This window comes from Ruegeria atlantica (assembly GCF_013033965.1).
GTDB lineage: Bacteria > Pseudomonadota > Alphaproteobacteria > Rhodobacterales > Rhodobacteraceae > Ruegeria > Ruegeria atlantica_D.
In genome coordinates this window covers 207,645-232,201 of the sequence record NZ_WQFE01000004.1, presented here as the reverse complement: position 1 = coordinate 232,201, position 24,557 = coordinate 207,645, and the positions used below count along the sequence as shown (strand labels likewise).

At 58.5% G+C, this 24,557-nt stretch carries 26 protein-coding genes; 14 read left to right on the top strand and 12 right to left on the bottom strand.

All coding sequences use genetic code 11. The features are described from left to right. Nucleotides 1-29: 29 nt before the first annotated feature. Nucleotides 30-1,838 carry an ABC-F family ATP-binding cassette domain-containing protein gene (locus GOW16_RS09930; RefSeq protein ID WP_438826269.1) on the top strand — a complete coding sequence of 603 codons (1,809 nt, stop codon included), beginning with the start codon at nt 30-32 and terminating at the stop codon, nt 1,836-1,838. Here the strand turns inward: GOW16_RS09930 and GOW16_RS09925 are convergent. Both GOW16_RS09925 and GOW16_RS09920 read right to left on the bottom strand, forming a co-directional pair. Continuing rightward, on the bottom strand, nt 1,835-2,386 hold the full coding sequence (locus GOW16_RS09925) for a sugar O-acetyltransferase (RefSeq protein WP_170414031.1): 552 nt from the start codon (nt 2,384-2,386) through the stop codon (nt 1,835-1,837). The two genes, GOW16_RS09930 and GOW16_RS09925, sit on opposite strands and share 4 nt — an antisense overlap. A 9-nt stretch (nt 2,387-2,395) precedes the next feature. Next, nucleotides 2,396-3,151 carry a 3-hydroxyacyl-CoA dehydrogenase gene (locus GOW16_RS09920; protein WP_170414028.1) on the bottom strand — a complete coding sequence of 252 codons (756 nt, stop codon included), beginning with the start codon at nt 3,149-3,151 and terminating at the stop codon, nt 2,396-2,398. Between the two features lie 204 nt (nt 3,152-3,355). Here GOW16_RS09920 and GOW16_RS22640 point away from each other — a divergent pair, with 204 nt between their 5' ends. Further along, nucleotides 3,356-4,273: a hypothetical protein gene (locus GOW16_RS22640; RefSeq protein ID WP_174864298.1), complete on the top strand. Its 918-nt coding sequence runs from the start codon at nt 3,356-3,358 to the stop codon at nt 4,271-4,273. 80 nt (nt 4,274-4,353) lie between these two features. Here the strand turns inward: GOW16_RS22640 and tyrS are convergent, their stop codons facing one another. Both tyrS and GOW16_RS09905 read right to left on the bottom strand, forming a co-directional pair. Beyond that, on the bottom strand, nt 4,354-5,601 hold the full coding sequence (gene tyrS, locus GOW16_RS09910; RefSeq protein ID WP_170414025.1) for a tyrosine--tRNA ligase: 1,248 nt from the start codon (nt 5,599-5,601) through the stop codon (nt 4,354-4,356). Nucleotides 5,602-5,691: 90 nt separating this feature from the next. Further along, nucleotides 5,692-6,957 carry an MFS transporter gene (locus GOW16_RS09905; protein ID WP_170414022.1) on the bottom strand — a complete coding sequence of 422 codons (1,266 nt, stop codon included), beginning with the start codon at nt 6,955-6,957 and terminating at the stop codon, nt 5,692-5,694. Nucleotides 6,958-7,119: 162 nt separating this feature from the next. Between GOW16_RS09905 and GOW16_RS09900 the strand changes: the two genes are divergently transcribed. Next, nucleotides 7,120-8,226, top strand: a complete 1,107-nt coding sequence (locus GOW16_RS09900) for an anhydro-N-acetylmuramic acid kinase (RefSeq protein WP_170414019.1) — start codon at nt 7,120-7,122, stop codon at nt 8,224-8,226. A gap of 476 nt (nt 8,227-8,702) precedes the next feature. Here GOW16_RS09900 and GOW16_RS09895 read toward each other — a convergent pair whose 3' ends face one another. Further along, nucleotides 8,703-9,605: a fatty acid desaturase gene (locus GOW16_RS09895; RefSeq protein ID WP_170414016.1), complete on the bottom strand. Its 903-nt coding sequence runs from the start codon at nt 9,603-9,605 to the stop codon at nt 8,703-8,705. Nucleotides 9,606-9,608: 3 nt separating this feature from the next. Beyond that, nucleotides 9,609-10,028 carry a cupin domain-containing protein gene (locus GOW16_RS09890; RefSeq protein WP_170414013.1) on the bottom strand — a complete coding sequence of 140 codons (420 nt, stop codon included), beginning with the start codon at nt 10,026-10,028 and terminating at the stop codon, nt 9,609-9,611. Nucleotides 10,029-10,112: 84 nt separating this feature from the next. Here GOW16_RS09890 and GOW16_RS09885 point away from each other — a divergent pair, with 84 nt between their 5' ends. Then, nucleotides 10,113-11,531, top strand: coding sequence for a protein adenylyltransferase SelO (locus tag GOW16_RS09885; protein ID WP_170414651.1), 1,419 nt, complete (start codon nt 10,113-10,115; stop codon nt 11,529-11,531). An 11-nt stretch (nt 11,532-11,542) separates the two neighbouring features. On the opposite strand, the gene GOW16_RS09880 is transcribed toward GOW16_RS09885, so the two are convergent. Together GOW16_RS09880 and GOW16_RS09875 are read right to left on the bottom strand one after the other, a co-directional pair. After that, nucleotides 11,543-12,514 carry a cation transporter gene (locus GOW16_RS09880; protein ID WP_170414010.1) on the bottom strand — a complete coding sequence of 324 codons (972 nt, stop codon included), beginning with the start codon at nt 12,512-12,514 and terminating at the stop codon, nt 11,543-11,545. Between the two features lie 96 nt (nt 12,515-12,610). Then, the gene (locus GOW16_RS09875) at nt 12,611-13,498 is read right to left on the bottom strand and encodes a DMT family transporter (RefSeq protein WP_170414007.1); all 888 of its coding nucleotides are present in this window, start codon (nt 13,496-13,498) and stop codon (nt 12,611-12,613) included. A 217-nt stretch (nt 13,499-13,715) separates the two neighbouring features. Between GOW16_RS09875 and GOW16_RS09870 the strand changes: the two genes are divergently transcribed. The 6 genes from GOW16_RS09870 (at nt 13,716) to GOW16_RS09845 (ending at nt 18,250) form a co-directional block, all read left to right on the top strand. Then, a complete protein-coding gene (locus GOW16_RS09870) occupies nt 13,716-14,420 on the top strand; it encodes an endonuclease/exonuclease/phosphatase family protein (protein ID WP_170414004.1) in 705 nt (234 codons plus the stop codon). A 71-nt stretch (nt 14,421-14,491) separates the two neighbouring features. After that, nucleotides 14,492-14,905 carry a Fur family transcriptional regulator gene (locus tag GOW16_RS09865; RefSeq protein WP_170414000.1) on the top strand — a complete coding sequence of 138 codons (414 nt, stop codon included), beginning with the start codon at nt 14,492-14,494 and terminating at the stop codon, nt 14,903-14,905. A 136-nt stretch (nt 14,906-15,041) separates the two neighbouring features. Beyond that, nucleotides 15,042-15,923 carry a DMT family transporter gene (locus GOW16_RS09860; RefSeq protein WP_170413995.1) on the top strand — a complete coding sequence of 294 codons (882 nt, stop codon included), beginning with the start codon at nt 15,042-15,044 and terminating at the stop codon, nt 15,921-15,923. Nucleotides 15,924-16,068: 145 nt separating this feature from the next. Beyond that, nucleotides 16,069-17,346 (top strand): phosphopyruvate hydratase, encoded by a 1,278-nt coding sequence (gene eno / locus GOW16_RS09855; protein ID WP_170413992.1) that lies wholly within the window; start codon nt 16,069-16,071, stop codon nt 17,344-17,346. A gap of 47 nt (nt 17,347-17,393) precedes the next feature. Further along, nucleotides 17,394-17,933: a GNAT family N-acetyltransferase gene (locus GOW16_RS09850; protein ID WP_170413989.1), complete on the top strand. Its 540-nt coding sequence runs from the start codon at nt 17,394-17,396 to the stop codon at nt 17,931-17,933. A 149-nt stretch (nt 17,934-18,082) separates the two neighbouring features. Then, entirely contained in the window at nt 18,083-18,250 is a 168-nt protein-coding gene (locus GOW16_RS09845) for a hypothetical protein (RefSeq protein ID WP_170413986.1), read from the top strand. A gap of 49 nt (nt 18,251-18,299) precedes the next feature. Here the strand turns inward: GOW16_RS09845 and GOW16_RS09840 are convergent, their stop codons facing one another. The 3 genes from GOW16_RS09840 to mazG all read right to left on the bottom strand — a co-directional run bounded on the left by GOW16_RS09840 (nt 18,300) and on the right by mazG (nt 20,608). Next, nucleotides 18,300-18,749 carry a GNAT family N-acetyltransferase gene (locus GOW16_RS09840; RefSeq protein WP_170413983.1) on the bottom strand — a complete coding sequence of 150 codons (450 nt, stop codon included), beginning with the start codon at nt 18,747-18,749 and terminating at the stop codon, nt 18,300-18,302. Then, nucleotides 18,746-19,687: a nucleoside hydrolase gene (locus GOW16_RS09835; RefSeq protein WP_170413981.1), complete on the bottom strand. Its 942-nt coding sequence runs from the start codon at nt 19,685-19,687 to the stop codon at nt 18,746-18,748. Before GOW16_RS09835 ends, GOW16_RS09840 begins: the two co-directional genes overlap by 4 nt. A gap of 63 nt (nt 19,688-19,750) precedes the next feature. After that, nucleotides 19,751-20,608 carry a nucleoside triphosphate pyrophosphohydrolase gene (gene mazG / locus GOW16_RS09830; protein ID WP_170414648.1) on the bottom strand — a complete coding sequence of 286 codons (858 nt, stop codon included), beginning with the start codon at nt 20,606-20,608 and terminating at the stop codon, nt 19,751-19,753. A gap of 66 nt (nt 20,609-20,674) precedes the next feature. On the opposite strand from mazG, the gene GOW16_RS09825 reads away from it, so the two are divergent. The 4 genes from GOW16_RS09825 to GOW16_RS09810 all read left to right on the top strand — a co-directional run bounded on the left by GOW16_RS09825 (nt 20,675) and on the right by GOW16_RS09810 (nt 24,301). Further along, entirely contained in the window at nt 20,675-21,838 is a 1,164-nt protein-coding gene (locus tag GOW16_RS09825; RefSeq protein ID WP_170413978.1) for a M20 aminoacylase family protein, read from the top strand. Between the two features lie 13 nt (nt 21,839-21,851). Beyond that, on the top strand, nt 21,852-22,820 hold the full coding sequence (speB, locus tag GOW16_RS09820) for an agmatinase (protein ID WP_170413975.1): 969 nt from the start codon (nt 21,852-21,854) through the stop codon (nt 22,818-22,820). A gap of 62 nt (nt 22,821-22,882) precedes the next feature. Next, entirely contained in the window at nt 22,883-23,830 is a 948-nt protein-coding gene (gene speB / locus GOW16_RS09815; RefSeq protein WP_170413972.1) for an agmatinase, read from the top strand. A 72-nt stretch (nt 23,831-23,902) separates the two neighbouring features. Further along, nucleotides 23,903-24,301: a DUF1499 domain-containing protein gene (locus tag GOW16_RS09810; protein WP_368039882.1), complete on the top strand. Its 399-nt coding sequence runs from the start codon at nt 23,903-23,905 to the stop codon at nt 24,299-24,301. On the opposite strand, the gene GOW16_RS09805 is transcribed toward GOW16_RS09810, so the two are convergent. Continuing rightward, entirely contained in the window at nt 24,242-24,529 is a 288-nt protein-coding gene (locus GOW16_RS09805; RefSeq protein ID WP_170413966.1) for a hypothetical protein, read from the bottom strand. The genes GOW16_RS09810 and GOW16_RS09805 overlap by 60 nt on opposite strands. Between the last annotated feature and the right edge of the window lie 28 nt (nt 24,530-24,557).

Here is a 24,557-nt window from a genome sequence, read left to right as displayed (position 1 = left end):
CCTCGTGCCTGCCGGTTTAGCTGGCGGGCATGGCGAGAATTCCTTTGATACAGATGTCCGACATTTCCTTGACTTTCGGGGGCGATCCCGTGTTTTCGGGGCTGGATCTGGTGGTCCAGCCGGGCGACCGCGTGGCCCTGGTCGGGCGAAACGGGTCCGGCAAGTCCACCCTGATGAAAGTCATGGCTGGTCTGGTCGAACCTGATCAAGGTGACATCGTGGTGCCGCCGGGAAAATCCGTTGGGTACATGGAGCAGGATCCCGGCATGGAAGGGTTCGCGACCCTGGGCGATTATGCGTCCAGCGGGTTGGAACCGGGTGAGCTGTATAAGGTTGAACGCGCGGGCGAGGGGCTGAAGTTCGACCCGTCTCGCGCCGTCGAAACTGCCTCGGGCGGCGAGCGTCGTAGGGCGGCATTGGCCAAGCTGATGGCCGAAGCGCCCGATCTGATGTTGCTGGATGAACCGACGAACCATTTGGATATTGACGCGATCGCGTGGCTGGAGCGCGAGTTGGGTTCGACCCGTGCAGCCTTTGTTCTGATTTCGCATGACCGGGCTTTTTTACGCGCCCTGACGCGGGCGACGTTGTGGATTGATCGCGGCATGGTGCGGCGGCAGGAGCAGGGGTTCGAAGCCTTTGAATCCTGGCGTGACAAGATTTGGGAAGAAGAGGACCAACAGCGTCACAAGCTGAATCGTCTGATCAAGTCCGAGGCCAAATGGGCGGTTGAAGGCATCAGCGCACGGCGCAAGCGGAATCAGGGGCGCGTGCGGGCGTTGCAGGCATTGCGCGCCGAAAAGGCCGCGCAAATCAAACGTCAGGGGGCAGCCGCGATGACGCTGGAGGCCGGGCCAAAGTCCGGGCGAAAAGTGATTGAAGCCAAAGGCTTGTCCAAGTCCTTTGGTGCGCAGCAGATCGTTCGCAACTTTGACTTTTTGGCGCAGCGTGGGGATCGCGTGGCTTTTGTAGGGCCGAACGGTGTAGGCAAGACGACGCTGCTCAAGATGTTGCTGGGTCAGGAAAAGCCTGACGAGGGATCGGTCGCATTGGGCACCAATCTTGAGATTGCGGTGTTCGACCAAACCCGCGCGCAGCTGGACCCGGAAATGACCCTTTGGGACAGCCTGACCGGCGATCCCGAGATGCGGGTATCGGGCAAGGCGGATCAGGTGATGGTTGGGGGACAGCCCAAGCACGTGGTTGGCTATCTCAAGGAGTTCCTGTTTGATGATGCACAGGCAAGAGCGGCCGTTAAGTCATTGTCAGGTGGGGAAAAGGCGCGTTTGCTGTTGGCCAAGTTGATGGCCAAATCCTCGAACCTGCTGGTGCTGGACGAACCGACCAACGACCTGGATGTCGAAACGCTGGACCTGCTGCAGGAGTTGCTGGACGACTATGATGGCACCGTCCTGTTGGTCAGCCACGACCGGGATTTTCTGGACCGGGTTGCGACGACGACCATCGCCATGGAAGGCAATGGCCGTGCGACCGTCTATGCGGGCGGTTGGTCCGATTACATCGCGCAGCGCGGCGATGTGGCTGAAAAGAAAGCTGAAAAAGCAAAGGCTTCAAAGCCAAAACAAAAGCAGGATGCGCAGCCGAAATCCGGTCTGTCCTTTTCGGAAAAACACCGGCTTGAGAAACTGCCAGCCGAGATTGCACGGCTGGAAGCCGAGATTGGCAAACTTGAAGAGCTTATGTCCGATCCTGAGCTATTCACACGCGAACCGGTTAAATTCCAGAAAGCGACCGATGCGCTGGTCGAACGGCAAGAGAAGCTGTCAGCCGCTGAAGAAGAGTGGCTGGTGCTTGAGGAAAGGGCCGAAGGGGCCTAAGCGCGGTCCAGTGGCCGGGCGGGGTTGCCCACAATCGTTTCGCCTGCGGTCACATCCTTGGTCACAACGCTGCCAGCGCCAATGATGGCGTTGTCGCCGATGGTGACGCCGGGCAGCACGATGGCTCCACCTCCGACCCAAACGTTTCGACCAATGGTCACGGGGCGCCCGATTTCCAGACCTTGCGCGCGTTTAACCGGATCTTTGGCGTGCTGGGCGCAATAGATCTGGACATGGGGACCGAACATCGAGTCATCCCCGATCCGAACCGCAGCGGTATCCAGAATGACGCAACCTGCGTTGAAGTAGACTCGCGCGCCAAGGTGGATGTTGAGCCCATAGGCGCAGTGAAACGGAGCCTCCAGATAGCAATCCGATCCGGTCTGTGCGAACAGCGCCTGTAGTTCCGGTGCCATCGCACCACGGATATCGGGTGGGCTGGTATTATGCGCATGAACCGCATGCCGGGCACGCGTGCGCATAGCTTCAAGTTCCGGGTCCAGGCAGCAATACCACTGCCCGGACTGCATTTTTTCCCGCTCTGTCATGGAACAGGATTAGCGCATGCGAAGCGCACCGTCGATGCGGATGACTTCTCCGTTCAAATAGCCCATCTCGACGATGAAACCGGCCAGCCGCCCGTATTCGCGCGGGTCACCCAGGCGGGCAGGGTTGGGGACGTCCGCTGCCAATTGCTGTTGGACCTCTTCAGGCAGGCTAGCAAGCATGGGCGTCATGAAAATCCCCGGTGCAATGGTCATGACGCGAACCCCGGTTGAGGCCAGATCGCGTGCCATCGGCAGTGTCATCCCAACGACACCGCCTTTGGACGCCGCATAGGCCGCCTGTCCCTTTTGCCCGTCGAAGGCTGCGATCGAGGCCGTGTTGATGATCACCCCGCGCGCGCCGTCCGGCTCGGGATCATTCTTTGCCATCTCGGCTGCGGCAAGGCGCGAGACGTTGAACGTGCCGACCAGATTGATGTCGATCGTGCGCTGAAACGCGTCCAGTGGGTGAGGACCATCCTTGCCGACTGTCTTGATCCCATAGGCGATCCCGGCGCAGTTCACCGCAGCCGTGATGCGGCCCATTTTGTTCACCGACAGTTCGATTGCCGCTGCTACTGAGGCTTCATCGGTCACATCTGTCTGAGCGAAATGCCCGCCGATGTCCTCTGCGACCTTAGGGCCACGCTCAGCGTCGCGATCCAGGATCGTGACCTGCGCGCCGTGTTCGGCAAAGTGACGGGCGGTTGCCTCGCCCAGACCCGAAGCGCCACCTGTGATGACTGCGGCGGTGGTCGACAATTGCATGGTGGTCTCCTTCTTCAGGATATGAACATTTGTTCATTTAATCTGAACAGGCCTGACCTGTCCACAGATTTGAAGGAGTTAGGGGCAAATCTCAAAACATCCTCAGAAGACATTTAACTGAGCTTAATGCGCAGGTCTCATATCGAGACGCAATGGCGTAGGGCGTCGAGGGGGCGCCGCTTAACGAGTAAGGAGAGCTATATCATGAAGACCAGGACAAAATCCGGGCTGGCGGCGTTGGTCGCAGTCCCGTTTGTGGGGGCAATGGTGGTAAGCAGCGCAAGCGCGTCCACCGAGGTTTGCGATTGGAGAACAGCGCGGGATGCTGCCAACAAAGGCGACTATACGACGATGTGTGACTGCACGCATGTGACCCCGAGCTTTCTGAAGCGTCTGCAAAACCGGTCGGATTTTGCAACCACGCTGCGCAATACCAGTGCGCAATGCCCAGGACTGGCTTCGTTGCTGACCGATCTTCCGACCAGTTCGGTCGCAGGGTTCTTTAACCGTGGAGAAGACCGGAACGGAGATCAATTTGCCGAACTCGACACAGGTGGCGGAGGCGAAGACGGCGAAGGCGGCGGCAGTGATAGCCCCGGTAACGGCGGCCCTGGTGACGGCGGTGGTGAAGGCCCCGGCGACGGTGGCGGCGGTGACGGTCCCGGTGACGGCGGCGGCGGTGACGGTCCCGGTGACGGCGGCGGCGGTGATGGCCCCGGTGATGGCGGCGGCGGTGACGGCCCCGGTGATGGCAACGGTGGTAACAACGGTGGCGGCAACGGCGGTGGCAACGGAAATGGCGGCAACAATGGCGGTGGCCACGGTGGCGGCAATGGAAACGGTGGTAACAATGGCGGCGGCCACGGAGGGGGTCACGGCAACGGCGGCAACAATGGCGGCGACGGTAAAGGTGGCGGCAAAGGCGGTGGCAAAGGCAACGGCGGCAACAACGGTGGACCTGGAAACGGCAACGGAAACGCCGGAAACTCGGGCAATGGCGGCGGAAATAATGGCGGCTCTGGTCCTGGCACCGGCAATGGCGGCAGCAACAATGGTGGCGGCCATGGCGGCGGCGGTCATGGAAACGGCGGCAGCAATGGAGGTGGCAAAGGGCACCGCTAGAACGGTTTTCCTGGCACCTACACAATGCAAAAAAGGCCACCCTTGCGGGTGGCCTTATTCACGATTGAACTGTAGTTCGTCTAGCCCAGTTGAACCAATGCGTGGCGCTTCTTGCCTGCGCTCAGCTTGATCGGTGAGGACAGAGCGCCCGCGTCGATCATCAGCCCGGCATCCGTCAACGACGCGTCATCCAGTTTGGCGCCGTTTTCGGCAATCAAACGCTTGGCTTCTTTGCCCGACTTTGCCAGACCCGATTTCACTATCAGCTGGACAATAGAGATAGGTAAATCTGTTTCTGACAACGTCAGGGTCGGAAGATCGTCCCCAACGCCGCCCTTTTCGAACACTTCACGCGCCGTGGCCTCGGCATTGGCGGCAGCCTCGGACCCGTGCAACAGGGCTGTGACTTCGTTTGCAAGACGGATCTTGGCCTCGTTGATCTCAGAGCCCTGTAGCGCGCCAAGACGCTCACACTCATCCACCGGCATTTCGGTGTAGAGCTTCAGGAAACGGCCAACATCCGCGTCGGTCGTATTCCTCCAGAACTGCCAGAACTCGTAAGGCGAGCGCATTTCAGCGTTCAGCCATACCGCACCGTCCTGAGACTTGCCCATCTTCTTGCCGTCGCTGGTGGTCAGCAGGGGCGAAGTCAGGCCGTAGATCTCATGATCTAGAACCCGACGTGTCAGGTCGATGCCGTTGACGATGTTGCCCCACTGATCCGAACCACCCATTTGCAGCACGCAGCCATAGCGGCGGTTCAGTTCAAGGAAGTCATAGGCCTGCAGGATCATGTAGTTGAATTCGAGGAAAGACAGCGACTGCTCACGGTCCAGCCGCGATTTCACGGATTCAAAGCTCAGCATCCGGTTGACCGAGAAATGCCGCCCGATGTCCCGCAGGAAATCGAGGTAGTTCAGGTCATCCAGCCACTCGGCATTGTTCAGCATCAGCGCCTTGTTCTCGGCACCGCTGTCATAGTCGATATAGGCCGAGAACACCTTTTTGATGCCGGCGATGTTTTCGTCGATCTGTTCAGGGCCCAGCAGGGGGCGTTCATCCGCGCGGAACGACGGATCGCCCACCTTGGTGGTGCCGCCGCCCATCAGGGTAATTGGTTGGTGACCGGTTTTCTGGAACCACCGCAGCATCATGATCTGGATCAGGCTGCCCACATGCAACGACTTGGCCGTCGCGTCAAAGCCGATATAGGCCGGTTTGCACCCACTGATCAGCGCTTCGTCAAGGCCCTGATAATCGGTGCAGTCGGCGAGAAAGCCGCGCTCGATCATCGTGGCGATGAAATCTGATTTGGGGTGGTAGGTCATATCGTGCCTCGGGTTAATGTTGCGGGGCACTGTATAGGGCTGTGCAAAGCCAAGGAAAAGGTGCTTTTGCCATTAAAAACGTGCGGGTTTTCAGCTTTTGACCGGCGGTAGACGTAAGGCATAGACCAACGCGATCAGGTTCAGCACAAACAGTGCAAAGATCGGTGTGATCGGGTCGTGCAGATGTGCTACCGCACCCAGGATGGCGGCAAAGACAATTCCAACGAGCCCCGCGCTGACATCCCCTAGTGCGACCAGGTAGGGGCGCTCTTTTTCGACGCTCATCTGGATAAGATACAGGTAGCGCCCATAGATCACGCCGTTCCCGCCCAGCGACAACAGTAGGATCACCAGCGCATAAATCCAGACGTTCTGCGCGTAGCCGAAGAACGTGAACGCCAGCGCCATCAGGGCCGAGATTGCGGCGATCATGCACCCCAGCCACATCACCGGCTTGACCGAGACACGATTACTGAGCCACCCCCACAAAAGCGAGCCGATCACCATACCCAGGCTGGCCCCAATGACAAAATAGCTGAGCGAATGCTTGGTCCCCATATGCAGTGTCGCGGCATGGATCGTATAGAACGGCATGGCCAGTTCGACCGAGACAAAGATCAGCCGAGCGATTAGAAACTTGCGATACCACGGATAGGTCATGCCGGTTTTGAACCCGGTCGCCAGTTCGGCCATAGGTTTGGGTTTCTTCTTCGGCTCTGGCAACAGGGCCTGTTCTTCCTCAAGTAACCGCACGCCCGCAAAGGCAACACCTGCGGCAAACATGGCGATCACACCGCACCACAGGACGACGATATGGCGCTGCATCGGCTGATCTCCGGACAGCAGATCGCGGGTGACCAGAACGACAATGATGGCCAAAATGCCCGAGATCGTGGCCTGCGCAAACACCATCCGGTTCCGTTTGGCTTTGGGCACCGAGATGCCGTAGATTTGGCTGGTGCCAAGACTGGTGATCCCCTGGCACAGACCCAGAACCATCGCAGTGGTCAGAAACAGCAGCACGATCAAAACACTGGGCAATTTGGTCGCGAACAGGGCCACCGCCGCCAGCACTGCAGCCGTCAAAAGATTCGGCGCGTAAACAGCCAGCTTGGCGCGAGTCGCCCTATTGATGAAGGGCGAGACAAAGATTTCGGCAATCAGGCGCGATCCGGTGACAAAGGGCAAAAGCATCCCCGCAAAAAACGTCGGTGCGCCCAGAGCCAGATACAGGAACGGCAGCACAAGATTGGGGTTGATCAATTGCCCCCCGATCGTCGCCAGAGCACCGGACCAAAAGATTAGAAAATAGTTCCGGCCTTCAGATGGTTGTTTCTGAGAATACGTGTCCGCCATATGCATCTAAATCCAATTTGTGTTCCTTATATCAAAATGTCGGGAAAAAGTGCGACCCTCGTTTGATCTGTCTTGCCTAGGGTTCCCCTGAACAGGCAATTTGACTTGGATGTGCTGTTCAACCATGACGGTACACATCAAGTTAACGCAGGAGAGGTAAGCGTGGGGCGGGCCATCAAACGAACGGGTGCGATTACGGTATTGGGCGCGATGTCCGGCACGTCGATGGATGGGGTGGATGCCGCAGTTGTCGAAACCGACGGGCACCGGATCATCGGCTTTGGCCCAAGTGGGTATCGTGCTTACACCGACCAAGAGCGCGCGGTCCTGCGTGCGGCGCTTGGGCAATGGCACGGGCCGGACGTGGATGCGGCGGCAGAACTCGTCACGGTTGCCCATGCCGAGGCGCTGTCGGAATTTGATGAGGTTGACCTGATCGGTGTGCACGGCCAGACCCTAGCACATGAACCGCGCGGGCGCGGGACATTGCAGGTGGGTGACGGGAAAGGGCTGGCTCAGGCACTGGGTGTACCGGTCGTCTGGGATTTCCGCAGCGACGATGTGGCCATGGGGGGCGAAGGTGCTCCACTGGCGCCGTTTTTCCACTTCGCTTGCGCCAAGTGGATTGGTGCTAACCAGCCGCTGTGTTTTCTGAACCTCGGCGGCGTCGGGAACCTCACCTATGTGGACCCCAGTTTCGATGGCCCCGAAACCCCCGGAGCGTTGCTGGCGTTTGACACCGGTCCCGCGAATGCGCCGGTCGATGACCTGATGCAGGCGCGTCTGGGCCTGCCGATGGATCGCAACGGGGCCGTCGCGCGCGGAGGCACTGTCGAGACAGGCGCGCTTGAGCTGTTTCTGTCCGAGCCCTATTTCACGCGTATGCCGCCGAAGTCGCTGGACCGGAACGATTTTGCCGAGATGATCAAACTGGTGCAGGAGCTGAGCGATGCGGATGCCGTGGCCACGCTTACCGGCATGTGTGCAGCAGGCGTGGTGCAGGGAATGGAGCATTGCCCCAAACCGCCATCACGCCTTTTGGTCACCGGTGGTGGTAGACACAACCCGGTATTGATGGAGATGCTGCGCGTTGCGTTGGATTGCCCGGTCGAACCGGTTGAGGTCGTGGGTCTGGACGGCGACATGCTCGAGGCGCAGGCCTTCGCCTATCTGGCCGCGCGAGTCGCCCGCAGGTTGCCGACCTCGTGCCCGGGTACGACGGGTGTGAAGGCGCTGGTTGGCGGTGGGGTTGTGAGTTCGGTTGCGTAATGGGCAATGGGTTGTTGGGTGCCGCTTTGCGGACTTTGCTGCCGTTCGTTCCAATCCTCCACATCTGGACTTCAGAGCCAAACAGATTCACATTGAACCAAGCCCACCAAATGCCAGAACCCAAGTCCTAGTCGGTTAAGGAGACCGTGTGTACTTTCAAATTTCAGCATTGTTAGCAACGGCGCTGCGGCATGCGAAGAATGCCTATCTTTGGGTCATCAGCGGGTTCTTAAGGCTTGTTATTGTAGTAGTTGCCTTAGCTCTTGGGACAGCAATTGCCTCTATTATTGTACGAAATCTCGGTGGAAATATATTCTGGGAGCTCGGGTTTTTTGGGTTGGGAGGGTTCTTGACCCTCCACTTTGCGATGCAGACAAGGAAGTTCATGAGCTCCGGCGAATAGACCGTCGACTAATGCACAGGTCTGAACTGCAGCAATAGGTGGAATGGGCTCAAAGCAGCCTTTCCGTAAACAACTAGCTGAATGATTGGTGCTTCACGCTTCGTACATAGTTACTTGTAAACTGGGAGTATCCGTCCGAAGTCGACTTCAAATGTTCCCGCGTCCAGTCGTGCAATGCAGGCAGCTGATGAAAGGGCACATTGGGAAATGCATGATGCTCTGCGTGGTATGGCATGTTCCAGGCCAAAAACCGGACGATACGGTTTGTGAACGTGGTGCGCGAGTTTTCCAGCATGTTGGCGACGGGTGGGCACAACCCGTGTTCGGCCAGAAGGTAGAGGCGCAAGAAAGGTTGCCCAAGCAGAACGGGTAAAATCCAAAGCCAGAAAAGCAGCGGCGACAGGAACAGGCTAAGAGCTGCTACGCCATAGAACGCCAAAAGCAGGCGCGCCTCAACCCGCATGGCGCTGTGTTGACGCTCAGGCAGGTACGGGGCGTCGATCTGGCCAAATGCATTCTGGCGCAGAACAAATGCCATGCCTTTCCAGTAGGGCCAGCCGGACAGATAGATCAGCAGGCTTAACCGATCCCGTGGTCGCGGTTTGCCGCCCAGTTCTGGGTCCTTATCGGGATGGTTCGTCCATTTGTGATGCGCAAGGTGAAAGTACCGGAACCACGTGAAGGGCAGGGCGATCGGAACTGACACCAGATGCCCGATGACATCATTCAGCCAGCTGGTCTTAAACGGCGTTTTATGGGTGCATTCATGGCTGAGAGTGAACAGGAACACCAGCAAGACACCCTGCGGTACGATCAGAACCGGCCAGAGAGGGACCTGCCACGCGATACCAGCGCTGGTGACGCCCAACGCTCCTAGGTAACCTGAAAGATGACGTAGGCCCAGCATGTCCGAGCGCTGTTGCAGCTGGTCTTTGGCCTCGGGGGGCAGTGACGCTATGACGGTTCGGTGGTCCATGCATCAGCCACGCCGGATGTCGAACCCCGGTTCGGCCAGTTCGAAACCGTCGAACTCGAAACCCGGGGAAACGGTGCAACTGACCAGCGTATACTCCCCTGTGGTGCGCGCGGCCTGCCAATGGTTCTTGGGTACAATCAGTTGTGGCGCGCCTTGTGACAGATCCGGGCTCAGCAGGTGGTCGGTGGCGGGGCCGTCATCGGTTGCACTCAGCGATAGGATCAGCGGCGCGCCCGAGTGATAGAGCCAGATTTCGGTTGCATCCACGCGGTGCCAATGGCTGCTTTCACCCGCGGCCAACAGGAAATAGATGCAGGTGCCGGTGGCGCGACCCGCGTTGTCCGCGCGCCAGGTTTCGCGGAACCAGCCGCCCTCGGGGTGTTGTTCCAGTTTCAGATGCTCGATAATCTGTTGTGCGGTCATGGGGCCTCTCGTCATTGGTCCGATTATGCACGTGATCGTGCGATCCGCTATGGTATTCGTGTGCGCAAGGAATATGTTTGCGGCATGACCCTGACGATCCCGTTTGATAACAGCTACGCCCGCCTTCCCAACAGTTTCTATGCGCGGCAGGCGCCGATCCCTGTTCGTGCCCCACGCCTGATCGCCTTCAACACGGAATTGGCGAAAATCCTGCAGATCACGCCGGGCGATGTCGAAGAGATGGCCGAGGCCTTTTCCGGCAACGCGTTGCCCGAAGGCGCAGAGCCAATTGCGCAGCTTTATTCGGGACATCAGTTCGGCAACTATAACCCGCAGCTTGGCGACGGCCGCGCTGTTCTGCTGGGCGAAACCATCGGGACGGATGGCATACGTCGGGATATCCAGCTTAAAGGATCCGGACCGACTCCGTTCAGCCGTCAGGGGGATGGCCGCGCATGGCTGGGGCCGGTGCTGCGGGAATACGTGGTGTCCGAGGCGATGCACGCGCTGGGCATCCCAACAACCCGTGCGCTGGCTGCTGTTGAGACCGGGGAGGTCGTTCTGCGCGAAGGGCCAATGCCCGGCGCGGTTCTGACCCGCGTGGCGCAAAGCCATCTGCGGGTCGGGACATTTCAGGTGTTCGCGGCGCGCGGTCAATTGGACAGCCTGCGTCGCCTGACAGAATACGCCATTGATCGCCACTATCCCAATGCGGACGGGCCGATGGGCCTGTTGCGTGAGGTGGTCGAGGCACAATCGAAGCTGATCGCAGCTTGGATGAGCGTGGGCTTCATCCACGGGGTGATGAACACCGACAATTGCTCAATCGCCGGCGAAACCATCGACTATGGGCCCTGCGCCTTTATGGACAGCTATCATCCGAACACGGTCTACAGTTCGATTGACCGAATGGGGCGCTATGCCTATTCCAACCAGCCCGACATCGCCGTTTGGAACGTCGCGCAATTGGCGACCGCGCTGATCCAGCAGATGGAAGACAAGGACGCCGCCGTAGAAGAAGCGACCGAAATCGTGCATGCCATGCCGGATTTGTTGCAGCAGAACTGGCTAAAAAGGTTCCGCGCCAAGATCGGGTTGGTGACCGAGGAAGAGGGCGATCTGGAACTGATTTCGGATCTGCTGACACGTATGGCGCAAAACCAGTCGGATTTCACCAATACGTTTCGCGCGCTGGGCGGTGATGCCGCGCGGGATCAGTTTACCGACCCCACGGCGTATGATGCCTGGTCCGAAGGCTGGACTGCCCGTCTAGAGCGTGAGCAAGACCCGGCCACCACAATGACCGCCGCAAACCCGGCATTCGTCCCGCGCAATCACCGGGTTGAGCAGATGATCAAGTCCGCCGTTCAGGGCGATTACGCGCCGTTCCAAAGGCTGAATTCTGTGCTGTCGCAACCTTATGAAGATCAGCCGGATGCGGATGATCTGAAACGCCCCCCGACCGACAGTGAGGTGGTGCACGCCACGTTCTGTGGAACCTGAGTTTTGACTGCTCAGGCCTCATCACGATAGGGATTGATCTCATCCGGCCAGCGCCGCGCATATTGCGAGATCATCAAATAGACATCCGCCCCGTCGATTGCCCTGCGGGCATCCCGGACCATGCGCAGGTTCAGGGTATCGACCTCTTCGGCGGTAATCGCGCGCAAGGGGTTGTAATAGACGGTTATCAAAATGGTCCGACCTTGCTTGGTTACGGACATGTCCCGCAATGCGCCACCGTCCTCGGCGATTGCCGGGCGCAACGCACGACGCGCCGCGGCAAGAAGTTCGGGGCTGGCGGTGGCGTTTGCCAACTCACCCAATCCGCCGCGGAAGTCGCGCAGGTATGATCCGATGGCCAGGACGCACAGAAACAGCACGATGATCGAGTCGCCGACGGGTGCGATCGCCGATAGGGGCCCATCCCGGAACAGGTAGATTGCACCAAGACCAATTGCTGCTGCGGCGGTGAACAGGCCATCGAACAGCGCGGCTTTGGATTCCAGCCGCAGGATTGCACTGGCCTTTCCGGTCTGCCGCCAGGTGAAATAGTGAAACCCCCACAACAAAACGCAGGTTAGGCCGATGGCGGCGAAATAGATGAACATCGGGCCGAAAATCAGCGGCTCGGGCATCATACCGTTGTAGTAGCTATAGATGTTCTTGGTCGCGTTCGAGATGGCAAACAGCACCAACCCAAGCAAGGACAGAGAGCGGAAGGTGGAAAAGATGGCCTCATCCGCCGCATAGCCAAAGGGGCGGCGCTTGTCGGGGCCTGCGTCAATCTTTTGGCTGATCCGACGTCCCAGAAATGCCGAGCCAAAGCCGACCAGCGAATACAGGCCATCCATCATGATAGCGTTGGAGTTGGACAAAACCCCAGCCAGAATACCTGCCGCGCCCATGAAAAGGTTGCCGCCCATGGCCACGATCAGGGCGCGCCCTTCAAGCTGTTTTCTGCGTTCCGCGTTTGGCGTCGACATCTCGTAACGTCCTGATAGGGCATCAAACTCTGCAACAGATAAACACTTGAAAGGGATAGGCCAACAGTTGCTTTGATGGTCAAGGCGGGTCGTTGCTTAGTCCCGTACGATTTCAAGCACCGCGGCACTGACGATCAGGATCGCACCCAACAGCTCGCGCAACCCAAAGGGCTCGCCAGAAAATGCGGCGGCCGATGCCAGGCCAACGACCACCTCGCTCATCAGCAGTATGCCGACCCTGGCAGGGGACAGCTTGGTCGCGGGCCAGATGGTCATGAACACCATGGGTAGGGTGTAGAAGGCCGACAAGAGCACAAACTGAAGGGTCCAAAGAAGATCGGCCCGCGTGATTGTTGGCAATACAGGTTCGGGCAGGACCATGAGGCTGACCAGAGAGAGGATCAGCGCGCCTGCGACAAAGGCAAAGACCTGACCTGGGGCTGAGATCGTACTGGTTCGGTACAACCCCAGCGTACCCAGCGCCCAGCACATGCCCGACGCAAGCGCCATCCAGTCGCCGGTGTTTCGGGGCAGGGGAATGCCACCCGAGTCGCCCAGCACGACGAATAGACCGCCGACACCGCTGGCAAGACCTGCAAGCCGCCCCAGGCTCAGGCGTTCGCCCAGAAACACACGGCCCAGAATCGTGCCCCAGATCGGGGTGAGGTAGAACAACAGGATCGACCGCACCACATCCGTATAGACAAGGCTGATGGAATAGAGGCTGAAGGCCGCGCCGGTGAACATTCCGCTGAACACAATGTCGCGCCATTGCAGGGCCAGCGCTGTTCGCTCTTTCCAGATAAATGGAACCAGACCCACCAACGCAACGCTGTACATCGCGATCCCCGGCCAAGGCCCGGTTAGTCCGAGGTCATAGAAGAACCGCACGGGGATCCAGTAAAGACCCCACATCATGCCTCCGACCACTAGGACGATGCTTGCCCATGTGCGGTTGTTCGAGAGTGCGTTACTGGAAACCATTGATGCTCCCGGAAGTCAGGCCTGTAATGGCCATGTTTCGTCGATAGAGTATCAGTGCCCCGTGGATCAAGCTTGTCCTGTCTGGTCCAATTGCTTGCCTTAATTTTAGGCATTCGGTAGGCGCTAAACGCTTGAATCTGCCAATATTACAAAAGACCGGGGTTGCACCCGGCCACCAGCGTGGCACTTTGGGGGGCATCCATTTGATCGGAACCCTATGTCGCCTCATTCAACCCTGCGGATTGCAAGCTACAACATTCAGAAATGCGTGGGCTTGGATTTTCGTCGCCAACCTCAGCGCATCATGCAGGTGATTGAAAGCATGCAAGCCGATATCGTAGTGCTGCAGGAAGCTGACAAACGTTTGCCGCCGCGACCGGCCGCGTTGCCGCATTTCATGCTGGACGAGGCGGGGTGGCAGATTGTCGATCTTGGCGGCGCGGGCAGTCTTGGCTGGCACGGGAATGCAGTCATCTGGCGCGGAGATAAAATCGACGTGCGCAAAACCGGTCACCATGACCTGCCCGGGCTGGAACCTCGCGGTGCCGTTCGGGTCGAGTTCGATACGCAGATTGGACCGCTTCGTGTCATGGGCATGCATCTTGGGCTTCTGCCCGCTTCTCGGCGGCAGCAGATTCACCAGCTCCGGCGCTGCGATGAGGATCTGGATCAGATGCCTACCGTATGGGCCGGAGATTTCAACGAGTGGTCTCGCCAGCCGGTGCTCGATCATCTTGCGCCCGACATGCGATTTTTGCCCCCGGTTCCCAGTTTCCCGGCTGCACAGCCTCTGGGCGCTCTGGATCGGATCGCGCTGGGCGCTGGGCTTGAGGCTGTGGTGCATGGCGTCCACAAAGCGCGGCCTGCGCATATCGCATCAGATCACCTTCCGATCTGGGCTGACCTTCGCCGGGTCGCTTAGGTTCAATTCCCCTGTGGCGCCAGCGGCGCAGACGTATTAAGACAGAAACCCGAACTACTCTGAGGGTCACTATGTCCGACACGATCATCGCCCGTTGCGAAGCCAAAGGTCTGCGCATGACGGGTCAGCGCCGCACGATTGCTCAGGTGTTGCAGCAAAGTGATGACCATCCGGATGTAGAAGAACTGTATGCCCGCGCTTCAAAGGCGGATTCGGGTATCTCGATTGCCACGGTCTATCGCACCGTGAAGCTGTTCGAAGAAGCCGGGATTCTGGAGCGGTTGGAATTTGGAGACGGGCGCGCACGCTATGAAGATGCCGAGCGGGACCACCACGACCACCTGATCGACATGCAGTCGGGGGAAGTGATCGAATTTGTCGATCCCGAAATCGAAGCCCTGCAGGAAAAAATCGCAGCCAAGCTTGGGTACAAGCTGAAAGGGCATCGGCTGGAGCTGTACGGCGTACCGCTGGAACAGGACTGATCCATCACGAAACGCGATTGGTTGCCGCACGGCAATTCATGAATCATGTCGCAATAGGGCTTGCGACGTCGCGCATGTTCCGGTTTTGGTGACTCAAGAGCTCAGATTTTATCAGCTCATCCCAACGGACACGCGCATGAACAACGTAAACGGCATTTTGCTGATCATCGGGTCGATGGCGGCCTTCTCGCTTGAGGATATGTTCATCAAGCATTTGTCGATCACTGTCCCTACGGGTCAGATTATGATCGCGCTGGGGCTGGTATGTGGTCTGGTCTTCGTGGCGATGTCGTTGGCCACGCGCAAACGCATCCTAGATCCGGTGGCCTGGCAAGGCCTGCCGCTGGCACGAGCAGGGACAGAAGCGGTTGGTGCCCTGACCTTTGTCACCGCGCTGTCTCTGGTTGAGCTATCCACGGTTGCCGCCGTTTTTCAGGCAATGCCGCTGGCCGTGACCATGGGCGCGGCTCTGTTTCTGGGCGAGCAAGTCGGCTGGCGACGTTGGAGCGCCATCGGGATCGGCTTTATCGGCGTCCTGATGATTATTCGCCCAGGCCTGGACGGGTTTCAGCCCGAGTCACTGTTCGTGGTGGCGACCGTCATTGCGATTGCAGCACGTGATCTGATCACGCGTAAGCTGGACGTCCGTGTGGCCTCATCCGTTGTTGCCATGCAGGCCTATATCGCCGTTGCCCTTGCCGGAGCGGCTCTGATGGTGTTTTCCGCCCAGTCCGTTGTACCGCTGCAGACCGGGCAAATTGGCCCCTATCTGGGGGCAATCGCCTTTGGTGTCCTGGGCTATTACGGCATCGTCACAGCGATGCGGATTGGTGAGGCCTCGGCCCTGACGCCATTCCGATACACGCGCCTGGTGTTCTCCATTGCGGCCGGAATGCTGATGTTCGGTGAACGCCCCGATCTGATGACAATCGCAGGCGCCTCGCTGATTATCGGATCGGGCATGTACACCTTTATTCGCGAACGCAGGTTGGCTCGTGAAATGGCGGTTGTTACCTGACGGATCGTCGCACGTTGGCGCAAACAGGGGGCTGTTAGCCCTAAACTATCGTGAATATGCTTGTTAGCGATAACATGGCCGGTTTACTTTTGGCCCGGTGATGCTATGAGGCATGCAACCAAATGCAGCCATAGGGACGGGCCTCATGAGCACCATCATCGACATCCATGCACGCGAAATCCTGGACAGCCGGGGCAACCCAACCGTCGAAGTGGACGTGATCCTGGAGGACGGCACCATGGGCCGGGCCGCGGTCCCGTCGGGCGCATCGACCGGCGCGTACGAGGCGGTGGAGAAGCGTGACGGTGACAAGTCGCGTTACATGGGCAAAGGCGTGCTTGAGGCTGTCGCCGCCGTAAACGGTGAGATTGCCGAGGAACTGGTGGGCTTCGACGCGACCGAGCAGGTGGCCATCGACGGTGCGATGATCGAATTGGACGGCACCGAAAACAAGGGCCGTCTGGGCGCGAACGCTATTCTGGGTGTGTCGCTAGCGACGGCTAAGGCTGCTGCAGATTTCACTACGCAACCGCTCTATCGTTATGTCGGTGGCACTTCGGCTCGTGTTCTGCCGGTTCCGATGATGAACATCATCAATGGTGGTGAGCATGCGGATAACCCGATCGACATTCAGGAATTCATGATCATGCCTACCTCGGCCACGAATATCCGCGAGGCGGTGCGCATGGGTTCCGAGGTGTTCCACACACTGAAGCGCGAGTTGTCGGCGGCTGGCCTAGCTACCGGTGTTGGCGACGAGGGCGGCTTTGCCCCCAATATCGCGTCCACCCGCGAAGCGCTGGATTTCATCCTGCAGTCCATTGAAAAGGCAGGCTATAAGCCGGGCGAGGAGATCCATCTGGCGTTGGATTGCGCGGCAACCGAATACTTCAAGGACGGCAAATATGTCCTGTCGGGTGAAAACATCTCGCTGACCTCCGAGGAAAACGCTGAATACCTGGCGGCCCTGGTCAAGGACTACCCGATTATCTCGATCGAAGACGGCATGTCCGAGGATGATTGGGACGGCTGGAAGGCCCTGACCGATATGATCGGCGACAAGGTGCAGCTGGTGGGTGACGATCTGTTCGTAACCAACCCGGCGCGTCTGGCCGAAGGGATCGAGCGTGGCTGTGCCAACTCGATGCTGGTCAAGGTGAACCAGATCGGATCGCTGACCGAAACGCTGCGCGCCGTCGATATGGCGCACCGCGCACGTTACACCAACGTGATGTCGCACCGCTCGGGTGAGACCGAGGATGCGACCATTGCCGACCTGGCGGTTGCCACCAACTGCGGTCAGATCAAAACCGGCTCGCTGGCGCGGTCGGACCGGTTGGCTAAGTACAACCAGCTGATCCGCATCGAGGAATCGCTGGGTGAAGTCGCGGAGTACGCGGGCGCGTCTATCCTTCGCAACTGACGCCAAAAATGCTAGACTGATCCTCGTGTTTTTTTGAGGATCATGTTTTGCTTAATGTAATCGAAGCCAAAACGCCGGACCACTTTGATGAGGTTCGGCGTTTGTGTTGGGAATATCGTGACTTTCTGCTGACGTTGGATGCCAAGTCCGTGCGTGTTGTGAAAACCTATTATCCCCGCGACGTTTATGCCCGTCTGATGGATGAGATCGAAGTCGAACATGCCCGTCCGGACGGTGGTGTGCGGCTGGTGCTGAAGGATGGGCACGCCGTTGGTTGCGGGATGTTTCGCACAATTGATCCGGGCATTGCCGAAATTAAACGGGTGTTTGTCAGCGAAGCCGCGCGCGGGACAGGTGCGGGATATGCGGTCATGGCGTCCCTGATTGAACAGTGCCGAAAACAGGGGTTCGATTGCATTCGCATGGACACCGGAATACCACTGAAAGCAGCGACGCGTCTGTATCTGTCGATGGGCTTTCAGTTGCGCGACGCATATTCCGAGATTCCAGAGATCGCAAAGGACACATTATTGTTTTTTGAGATGTCATTGTCCGAAGATCACGCGGAAGTTGCACATAACGGATAAATTTTTTCATGTATTGAGCATTGTTTTTGCTGATAAAAACCACCTTTGTCAGAAATAAACGTACATAAATTCAGTTTTGTGTGAACTTTTACCTATTTGTTCGATCCCGGTCTTTCGTAATGTGCCTGCATTACAGAAAGGAGAACGAAATGACTGGTTCGAAATTCCTTCTCGTAGCTTCGGTGATCAGCACTGTATTTTTGGCCGCATGCGCGGGGTCGGGCACCTACCCGATCACAGGAGATCGGGTGTCAGCAAGTGACCCGGTATTGGGCATGGAATCGCCCTCTTACATATATCGCGGTGAAGCCCGCTAGGGCGTTCACGGGGGGGCAGGCGGGAGGCGCCTGATAAAATCTATCCGTATCAGAGCTTTCGGCTCATCAGGACATAGCGATCGCGCGGTTTGAAGCCGGTGCGCAGGTAAAGTTTCTGCGCGGATTCGTTCGCGCGATCGACTTCCAGGTGAAGGGCGGTCAGACCGGCCTCTGCCAAGGCTTTGGGCAGATCCAGCAGCACCTCGGTGGCGATGCCGCGGCCACGGACAGCAGGGCGGATGTAAATCTCGTCCACGAAGGCGTCCATACCGCCGAACTCGACCGACCAACCGAAGGTCAGGATGACATAGCCCAGCGGCGCACGCCCGGGGCCGATCAGATAGACGCAACCGTGGGGAATACCCTCAAGCAATGGGGTCAACGCATTGCGCGTCTGGTCCATATCTTGGGCGATACCAGCCTCGGTGTGAAAGGCCGAGACAAGCCCCATGAGGCGGTCGAGGTCTTCGGGGCGGGCAAGGCGAAGTGCGGCGCTCATAGCCGGGCCAGCCGTTCGGTCAAAAGGGCAAAGAAGCCGTCTGCGTCAACTTCTCCCATAAACATCGCGTTGGGCGGATGGTCGGTCACGCGCCACCAATCGGCGACGGTCATACCCATCGTCAGTTCGGACTGTGTTTCGATCTGTACGTTGATGTGCCGACCAGAGAACAGGTCAGGACGGATCAGATAGGCGGTCACGCACGGGTCGTGCAGCGGCGCACCCTCCGAACCGTATTTCTCAATGTCGAACCGTTCGAAGAAATCCGTCATCTCGGCCACAGCATGGCCGACCTTACTGTTAAGCGCGCGGAAGGCGTCATTGCGGTGTTTCGTGACCAGCGCGTCGTGGGTCACGTCCAGCGGCATAACGACGACATGAACGCCGGATTTGAACACGATATCAGCGGCTTCCGGGTCAACGTAGATGTTGAATTCCGCCGCCGGAGTTATGTTGCCAACCTCAAAATACGCACCACCCATCAGAACGATTTCCTGCACGCGGTCGACAATGTCAGGGGCTTTTTGAAAGGCGGTGGCGATGTTGGTCAACGGCCCCAGCGGACAGAGCGTCACGGTTCCCGGTTCATGTGCACGCAGGGTATCAATGATAAAGTCGACGGCATGACCGTCGGCCAGTTGCATCTTGGGATCGGGCAGGATGGGACCGTCAAGGCCGGTCTTGCCGTGCACATGTTCTGCCGTAACCAAAGGTCGGTTCAAGGGGCGGTCGCACCCGGCATAAACAGGGATATGCGTATGACCGGCTAGTTCACAGACGATCCGCGCGTTCTTGGCCGTAAGTTCCAGCGGCACGTTTCCAGCGACCGCAGTGATGCCCAACACATCGATCTCTTCGGGGCTGGCCAACGCAAGCAGGATGGCGACGGCGTCGTCCTGTCCGGGATCAGTGTCGATGATGATTTTACGCGGTGCCATGCTTTGCCTCCGGGGTCTTGAAGCGCGGACACTCGCAAGTGTCACCACACTTGTCCAGCGGTTTCAGGCCTCGGTCGTCGCATCCAACGGCGGGAGTTTGCCATTGGCACGATGCTCTTCGATTTTGACCTCGTCCCACAGTGCGTCCATCTCGGCCAGATCGCTTTGGACCGGCGTTCTGCCACGGTCAGCCAGTCGCGCTTCGACCTGCTCGAAACGCCTTGTAAACTTGGCGTTGGTGCGGCGCAGGGCGGCCTCGGGCTCAATGCCCAGATGACGGCCCAGATTGACCATCACAAATAGCAAATCGCCGAATTCATCCTCAAGCGCGTCTGCGTCCATGCTGTCACGGGCCTCTTCCAGCTCGGCGGCTTCTTCGGTGATCTTGGCCAGCACGTGACTGGCATCGGGCCAATCGAACCCCACTCGCGCGGCCCGTTTTTGCAGTTTATGCGCGCGCAGCAGGGCAGGCAGGTTGGCTGCGACTCCGTCCAGCGCGCCCTTCTGTTCCTTGCCCGCGCGTTCTGCCGCCTTGATGGTTTCCCAATCCACCGTCTGCTGATCCGCCGACTTGTCACGGGATTCATCGCCGAACACATGCGGATGGCGTGTGACCATTTTGTCCGACATGGTCCGAACCACGTCCTGAAAAGTGAAATGCCCGGCTTCCTCGGCCATTTGCGCGTGGAAGACGGACTGGAACAACAGATCGCCCAACTCTCCTTTCAGTTCATCATACGCCTCGCGTTCGATGGCGTCAGCGACCTCATAAGCCTCTTCGATCGTGTAGGGGGCTATGGTGGCGAAATCCTGTTCAATATCCCACGGGCACCCCGTTTCCGGGTCGCGCAGACGGCGCATGATTTCCAACAAACGCTCGATACCCGCTTCGCTGTCGTGGATCAGAGGATTTTCGGCCATTGCGAACCCTTTCGTTCCAGTGTCAGATGCATCCATTCCGCAGTCCCGATCAGGAGTCCACCCCAGATGCCCGTCGTCAACCGAATTGCCGATTATTCAGCCGATATGACCGCATGGCGGCAGCATTTGCACACGATCCCCGAACTGGAGTTCGAATGCTACGAAACCGCGGCGTTTGTTGCGGACCGTTTGCGCGAGTTCGGAGTGGATGAACTGCACGAAGGGATTGCCCAGACCGGTATCGTGGCGATCATCAACGGGCAGGGTGATGGCCCCACGATAGGTCTACGCGCCGACATGGACGCGCTGCCGATCCCTGAAGAGACGGGGGTCGAGTACGCCTCGACCAAACCCGGTAAAATGCACGCCTGCGGCCATGACGGGCACACCACGATGCTGCTTGGCGCGGCACGATATCTGGCCGAGACGCGGAACTTTCGCGGTCGTGTTGCGCTGATCTTCCAGCCAGCCGAGGAAGAGGGCGGTGGTGCCGGTGTCATGGTCGAAGAGGGCATCATGGACCGGTTCGACATCTCTCAGGTCTATGCTCTGCATAATGCGCCAAATCTGCCCGTGGGCGCGTTTCACACCACTCCGGGGCCGATCATGGCGGCGGTGGATACGTTTGAGATCCACATTCAAGGCGTAGGCGGCCATGGCGCCATGCCACATGAAACCCGCGACCCGGTGATGGCGGCCTGCGGCATCGCGCAGGCGATCCAGACCATTGTCAGCCGCAACAACTATGCGCTGGACGATCTGGTCGTCTCGGTCACGCAAATCCACACCGGGACAGTGAATAACGTGATCCCTGATACGGCCTTTATCAACGGCACTGTGCGGACCTTCGATCCAACCGTTCAGCAGATGGTGATCGAACGGATGGAGCAGATCGTGCAGGGGCAGGCGACGTCTTACGGGGTTGAGGCGCGGCTGGACTATGAAAAGAACTATCCGGCCACGATCAACGATGGCGAAAAGGCCGGTTTCGCCGCTGAGGTGGCGCGTGACGTATCCGGGGCCGAGCGTGTGGTCGGCAATATGGGGCGTGAGATGGGGGCCGAGGACTTCTCGTACATGCTGCAATCTCGTCCCGGCGCTTATCTGTTTCTGGGGCAGGGCGAGGGGGCCGGGCTGCACCATCCAAAATACAACTTCAACGACGAGATCGCGCCGGTTGGCGCTTCGTTCTTCGCACGGATCGTCGAAAAGGCGCAGCCGCTGGGCTGATCGGGGGGAAGATATGGCACTGGAAGACGCAAAAAATCAGGTAGATGAGGCCTTTACCAACCCTGATCTTAAGGGGCTGTCCTACGAAAACACCTTTGGCGGCGCGACATCGTTCCTGCGCCGTCTCTATACCAAGGACCTGAAAGGAGTAGATATCGCCGTAACCGGTGTGCCCTTTGATCAGGCCGTGACGAACCGACCCGGCACCCGACTTGGTCCGCGCGCGATTCGGGAGGCCAGCGCACTGCAATCGCCCGATGCACCCTACGGCTGGCCCTTCGATGCGCTCAGCGAACTGGCCATCGTGGATTACGGCGATATGGCCTATGACTATGCCAATATCCCTGCATTTCCGGATACGCTTACGGAACACATTCGTACCATTCTGGCCGCCGATGTGTCCTCAGTCACGCTGGGCGGCGATCACTATATCAGCTTCCCGATCCTCAAAGCCTATGCCGAGAAATACGGGCCGATGTCTCTGCTGCAATTCGATGCGCATACCGATACGTGGGCCGACGATGATATGTCCCGCGTGGATCACGGAACCATGTTCTATAAGGCAGTGAAGTCGGGGATCGTGGACCCGAAACGCTCGGTTCAGGTCGGTATCCGCACCACGAACGAGGACACTCTGGGCGTCAACATCATCGACGCCCGCGAGGTCTACGAATCCGGTCCCGCCGCTGTTGCGCAAAAGATCAAAGGCATCCTCGGCGACAGCCCGGTTTATCTGAGCTTTGACATCGACGGCCTGGACCCGGCCTTTGCCCCCGGAACCGGCACACCCGTTTGGGGTGGTCTGACTTCGATCCAGACACAGATCATCCTGCGCGATATTGCCGGGATTAACATCAAAGGCGGGGACGTGGTCGAGGTATCTCCGCCCTATGACACGTCCGGAGCGACGGCCATTGCAGGCGCCCATGTTGCGACCCAGATCATCTGCCTGCTGGGGTGGAACAAGCTGGTGCAGGATTAACCTTTGGTTAGCCATCTTTCCGGTATCTGGTTAACCAAAAGCCGGACGGGAGAAATACGGGCATGACAGACTTTAACCAACCGATCAGCGGCAACGATCTGGCGCGGTTTTCCGGGCCGAACACATTCATGCGATTGCCGCAGGCAGACACGCTGGCCGGTCTGGACGTGGCCGTGCTGGGCATTCCGATGGATATCGGCACCTCGTGGCGCTCGGGCACCCGGTTTGGACCCAAGCAGATCCGCAGCGAAAGCGCGATGATACGGCCCTATAACATGGCCAATTCCGCAGCTCCGTTCGATAGCTTGCAGATTGCGGATATCGGCGATCTGGCGATCAATACGTTTTCGCTGGCCGAAAGCCTTAAGATCATCAAGGAAAGCTATGACGCGATCCTTGATCAGGCTGTGATTCCGGTGGCGATGGGGGGCGATCACTCGATTACGTTGCCCATTCTGCGTGCCGTTGCGGCGAAACACGGTCCGGTTGCATTGGTTCATGTGGACGCCCATGCGGACGTGAACGACGAGATGTTTGGCGAGCGTGAGACACATGGCACGGTCTTTCGCCGCGCCTACGAAGAAGGGCTGATTGTCCCGGACAAGACATTCCAGATTGGTATTCGCGGTTCGGGCTACGCGGCCAGTGATTTCTCCGAGGCGCGGGACTGGGGCTTTCGCCAAATCCCGGCATGGGAGCTGTGGCAACAGAACTTGACCGAGATCGGCTCGCAAATCCGTAAAACGATTGGAGATCATCCGGTCTACATCACTTATGACATTGATAGTCTGGACCCTGCATATGCCCCCGGCACCGGCACGCCCGAGATCGGAGGGCTGACTACGCCGCAGGCGCTGCAACTGATCCACGCGCTGGCAGGTGTGAATGTGGTCGGGTGCGATCTGGTCGAGGTGTCTCCGCCATACGATCCGTCCGGCAATACGGCGCTGACCGCAGCAAACCTGCTGTTTGAACTGCTGTGCATATTGCCGGGCGTGACGTCACGGTAGAAGAGTTCGCATCTTGTCTGCCAAAGCGATCCGAATATGGTCAGCGGAAGGGCTGGTCCAGGGATGAATAAAATGGTGCTTTGGCTGATTGTTGTTCTGGTAATTTTGCTTGGAGCATACATCCGTTTTGCACCATCAGACCCGGCAAAATGGCATGTGGCACCGATAGGTGATCAGGACCGTGATCTTGACGGGGGTGTTGTCCGCGTGGTCGAAACGGGGCCGGATGGACTGCTGCGGCTGGATGCGTTCACACGCGTTTCAGACCGAACATCAGTTCTGGCCGGGTCTATTGAAGAAGGAATGATCACCTACATCACACGTACGAAAGTGATCGGCTTTCCGGACTACACAACAGTGCAACAGGACGGAGACAAGCTTCGCATCTATGCTCGTCTCAGATTTGGCCGGTCAGATTTTGGGGTAAACCGCGCTCGTGTTGATGAGTGGCTTGCCCTGTTGCAGCCCTGAAGACAGACACCCTTCTTGCACCTCGCGCCACATCGGTACGTTCAGCGACATCTGGCACTGCGCCATGAACATGCGGCCGTCGACCTGCAGGCAGATCATCTCTCCTAGTTCGACGCGGCTGCCAGATTTGTCGGTGCAATAGCAGTCCTGAACCTTGCCGCCGGGGCCAACCACATCGGCTAGAGCGGGCGTTACGAACAGTGTTAAAACCAGTATCAACCGTTTCATGTGCAGTAGCTTAGCATACGGACGGGCC